5 protein-coding genes are annotated in these 4,233 nt (G+C 76.5%); 3 read left to right on the top strand and 2 right to left on the bottom strand.

The features are described 5' to 3' along the window. From fliK to MBSD_RS07715, 3 genes are all read left to right on the top strand, one after another. The coding region (gene fliK / locus MBSD_RS07725) for a flagellar hook-length control protein FliK (protein ID WP_187300584.1) at positions 1-1,095 on the top strand (1,095 nt) is incomplete at its 5' end. Beyond that, positions 1,092-1,361, top strand: coding sequence for an EscU/YscU/HrcU family type III secretion system export apparatus switch protein (locus tag MBSD_RS07720; protein WP_062536624.1), 270 nt, complete (start codon positions 1,092-1,094; stop codon positions 1,359-1,361). The genes fliK and MBSD_RS07720, both read left to right, overlap by 4 nt. Beyond that, positions 1,358-3,139 carry a putative bifunctional diguanylate cyclase/phosphodiesterase gene (locus tag MBSD_RS07715; protein WP_062536621.1) on the top strand — a complete coding sequence of 594 codons (1,782 nt, stop codon included), beginning with the start codon at positions 1,358-1,360 and terminating at the stop codon, positions 3,137-3,139. Before MBSD_RS07720 ends, MBSD_RS07715 begins: the two co-directional genes overlap by 4 nt. Positions 3,140-3,278: 139 nt before the next feature. On the opposite strand, the gene MBSD_RS07710 is transcribed toward MBSD_RS07715, so the two are convergent. Both MBSD_RS07710 and MBSD_RS07705 read right to left on the bottom strand, forming a co-directional pair. Continuing rightward, positions 3,279-3,740: a chemotaxis protein CheW gene (locus tag MBSD_RS07710; RefSeq protein WP_062536619.1), complete on the bottom strand. Its 462-nt coding sequence runs from the start codon at positions 3,738-3,740 to the stop codon at positions 3,279-3,281. Next, positions 3,737-4,233: chemotaxis protein CheW (locus MBSD_RS07705; RefSeq protein ID WP_187300582.1), on the bottom strand; the 497-nt coding region annotated here is incomplete at its 5' end. The genes MBSD_RS07710 and MBSD_RS07705, both read right to left, overlap by 4 nt.

Raw genomic sequence — 4,233 nt, 5'->3', positions numbered from 1 at the left:
CGGGTGGGCGCGATCCTCACCGCGCGCGTCGTCGGCCAGGGCGGCGACGGCCGCCTGCTGTTGAACGTCGACGGCCGCGAAGTCGAGACCGAGACGCCGCCCGACCCGCGCCTGCCGCCGAGCTTCCGCGTGCGCGTCGCCGCGACGCAGCCGGCGGTGGTGCTGGACGTGGTCGAGGAAACCGCCGAGCCGGCGCTGACCGCCTCGCTGCGCGGGCTGCTGCCGCGCCAGCTCGGCCTGCCGGCGATGCTGGGCGACCTCGTCGCCCTGGCCCGCCACCCGCAGGCGCGCGACCTGCCGCCGGACCTGCGCAGCGCGCTGGCCGCGCTGGAGGCGGCGATCCCCACCGCCGACGACGTCGTCGGCGCCGAGTCCCTGCGCCAGGTGGTGCAGCATTCGGGACTGTTCCTCGAACACCGCCTGCTGCAGCAGGCCCGCAGCGGCACGCCCGCGGCGCCCCTGCTCGGCGACTGGAAGGCCGCGCTGGCGCGGCTGGCGGCGACGCTGGCGCGCCACGCGCCGCCGCAGCCGGCGGCGCCGCGCGCCGCCGATGCGCCGCCGCCGATGCGCCAGCGCCCGCTGAATGCGCAGGCGCGCATCGACCCGCCCGACGACGCCGACACGCCGGTGGAGACGGTGCTGGGCCGCATGAGCACGCACGCGCGCGGCGCGCTGGCGCGGCTGGAGATCGCGCAACTGGAAGCGCATCCCGACGCGCAGGCGCCGGCCTGGATGATCGAGCTGCCGGTGCGCGGCGAACGCGGCACCGACGTGCTGCAGCTGCGCATCCGCCGCGACCGCGATGCGCGCGATCCGGCGGCGGCCGCGCCGGTGCCGGTGTGGAACGTCGCCTTCGCCGTCGATCTGCCCGCGCTGGGCGCGGTGCACGGCGAAGTGCGCGTGCAGGCGCTGCGCGTCGGCGTGACGCTGTGGGCCGAGCACGTCGCCGCCGCGCGCCGCCTCGACGCCGGCCTGCCGGCGCTGGCCGCGCGCCTCGGCGCCGAGGGCCTGATCGCCGAACACCTCGCCTGCCACCACGGCCGCCCGCAGCCGGCCGAGGTCGCGCGCAGCGGCCTGCTGGACGCCACCGCATGAGCCGCGATCCCGCCGCCGCGCGCGCGGTCGCGCTGCGTTACACCGGCCAGGGCGCGCCGCGCGTCACCGCCAAGGCGGACGGCGCGCTGGTCGAGGCGATGCTGGCGCTGGCCGAACGCCACGGCGTGCCGCGCCACCGCGATCCCGCGCTGGCCGCGCTGCTGGCGCGCGTCGAGCTGGACGCGGAAATCCCGCCCGCGCTGTACGCCGCGGTCGCCGCGGTGCTGGCGCTGATCTACGCCGCGGCCGAAGGGCGCGAGGCATGACCCCGCGCCCGCCGGCCAGCATCCACGCCTGGGAAGTGCTCGCCGACGCGCGCGTGCTCGCCGTCGCCGCAACGGCCGGCGCGGACGATCCGCTGCTCGCGCTGCTGCGCCGCTGCGGCTTCGCCGCGGTGCGGCACACCGCGCGCGGCGCGGAAGCGCTGGCGCAGCTCGATGCCGACACCGACGTGATCCTGCTGGATACGGTGCTCGCCGACATGGACGCCGCCGAGTTCTGCGAACGCCTCGCCTCCCGTCCGCAGCCGCCGCCGGTGCTGCTGATGCTGCCGGCCGCGGCGGCGCGCGGCGCGCGGCCGGTGTTGCCGGAGGGCGTCGCCGACGTGCTGCCGCGGCCGCTGCGCGAGGTCGAACTGGCCATGCGCGTCTCCGTCGCCGCGCGCCTGCGGCGCGAGCGGCGCGAGCGGCACAGGCGCGAGATCGAGCTGCAGGCGGCCGCGCAGGAACGTTCGCGGCTGCGCGGCCTGCTGCTGCGCCGCGAGGGCCGCGACACCCTCACCGGACTGTATTCGCGCCGGCGCTTCGAGCAGGCGCTGGAAGCGGCGGTGCTGGCGGTGGGCGCGGGCGCCGCGCCGATCGGCCTGCTGGTGCTGAACCTCGACCGCTTCCGCCACCTGCGCAGCGCGCTCGGCCAGCGCGGCGCCGAACGGCTGCTGCACGAAGTGGCCGCGCTGCTGCGCGCGCAGGCCGGCGCCGACGGCCTGGCCGCGCAGCTCGAGGGCGACGAGTTCGCCATGCTGCTGCACGGCTGCACTCCGGCGCAGACCTTCGAGCGCGCCGAGGCGCTGCGCCAGGCCATCGCCCAGCTCGCCCTCGACGCCGGCGGCGAGGACTGGAGCGTCAGCGCCAGCATCGGCGTCGCCGCGGTCGACGCGCAGGCCGGCGCCGAGGGCAGCCTCGCCCGCGCGCAGCGCGCCGCCTACGTGGCGCGCCTGCGCGGCGGCAACATGGTGCACCGCTATCGCGCCGACGACCGCGAGCTGGCCGACCAGCGCGCGCACGCGCACTGCAGCGCGCTGCTGCGCCAGGCATTGGCCAGCAACGGCTTTCAACTGGTGTTCCAGCCGGTGGTGCGCATCGCCGACCTCGCCGTCGACCATTACGAGGCGCTGGTGCGCCTGGTCGGCGAGCACGGCGAGCTGTTGCCGCCCGGCGAGTTCATCGCCGTGGCCGAGCGCACCGGCCTGATCCACGACATCGACCGCTGGGTGATCGGCGCGGCGATCGATTTCCTGCAGCGCATCTCCAGCGTGCGCTCGCAGCTGGCGCTGAACATCAACCTGTCCGGGCGCGCCTTCCAGGACGACCGCCTGCTGCCGTTCATCTGCCGCAAGCTGGACGAAACCGGCGTGCGCGCCGAGCGCATCACCTTCGAGATCACCGAGACGGCGGCGATCGCCAACGTCGAGGCCACGCGCGAGATGGTGGCGCAGTTGCGCCAGCTCGGCTGCCGCTTCGCGCTGGACGACTTCGGCGCCGGCTTCGCCAGCTACAGCTATCTCAAGGAGCTGCGCGTCGACGTGCTGAAGATCGACGGCACCTTCATCCGCAACCTCGCCGACGACCCGATGGACCAGGTGCTGGTGCGCTCGATGGTCGACATCGCGCGCGCGCTCGGCAAGCAGACCGTGGCCGAGTTCGTCGGCGACCAGCGCACGCTCGAACTGCTCGGCCACTACGGCGTCGACTACGCGCAGGGCTTCTACGTCGGCCGCCCCTCCAGCGCGCTGCTGCCGCGGCGGCTGCGCCTGACGCGCAATTAAGAGAAGTCGCCTGCGCGCAGGCTCCCGCGACGCGCCCCCGTAGGAGCCTGCGTGCGGGCGATCATGAGCTTCCCGGACACGGATTTGCGCGGATCGACGCGGATCGACCGACGGCGGAAGCGGCTGCGCGGATTCCGCCCTACGCGGCGCTCGCGCGCACCAGACGCGGGGCGTCGAGCAGGGCGACGAATTCGTCGCCGCGGCGCAGCACGCCGGTGACGGGGTCTTCGGCGCGGGCGGCGCGGCCGGAGGGCGCGGGGGCGATGTCGGCGTCGGAGAGTTCCAACACGTCGCTGATGGCGTCGACCAGCACGCCCACCGGCTCGCCGCCGGCGTCGAAGATCACGATGCGCGCGCTGCCGGCGGCCAGCGCGGCGTCCGCGCTGCCGGGCAGGCCGAGGCGGCGGCGGCCGTCCAGCACGGCGACGATCGCGCCGCGCAGGTTGATGATGCCGAGCACGTCGTGCGGCGCGCCCGGCACCGGCGTGCATTCGGCCGGGCGGATCACTTCCTGCACGTAGCGCACGTCCACCGCGTAGCGCTGCGCGGCCAGCTCGAAGCTGACCCAGCGCGTGCCGATGTCTTCCGCGATCGCGTTCATCCGTGCGTGTCTCCCTCGTCGCCGTCCAGCGCGGTGGCCAGCATGCCGGTCAGCCCGACCACGTCCAGCACCGCGCAGCGCGCCGCCAGCGCGGTGCCGGCCAGCCACGGCCGCGCGCCCGCGGCCTGGCGCCAGCGCACCTCGGCGGCATCGAGCAGCCGTTCCTCGCCGGCGTCCTCGCAGGCCAGCGCCCAGTAGCCGCCGCCGAGGCGCACCAGCACCGCGTCGGCGCCCGCGGCGCGTTCCGGCGCCACCACCGCGGCGAGGCGCACCACCGTCATCTCCAGGCCGTCGTGCGGCCAGCGTCCGGCGTACCACGCCGGCGCCGCGGGCGGCGGCGGCAGCAGCGCGGGCAGCGGCGCCACTTCGGCGATCTCGCTCACCGGCAGCGCCAGGCGCACGCCGGCGGCGCGGCACACGCGGTAGCGGCGCGCGCCGCCGCGCGGCAGGGCGGATGCCGGCGGCGGCTCGGCGGCGCGTTGCATCGGCGGCA

Origin of the sequence: Mizugakiibacter sediminis, from assembly GCF_000953855.2 — a bacterium.
In the GTDB taxonomy this organism is placed as follows: Bacteria; Pseudomonadota; Gammaproteobacteria; order Xanthomonadales; family Rhodanobacteraceae; genus Mizugakiibacter; species Mizugakiibacter sediminis.
The sequence above is the reverse complement of the archived record's forward strand: the minus strand, read 5'-3'. Positions and strand labels throughout refer to the sequence as shown.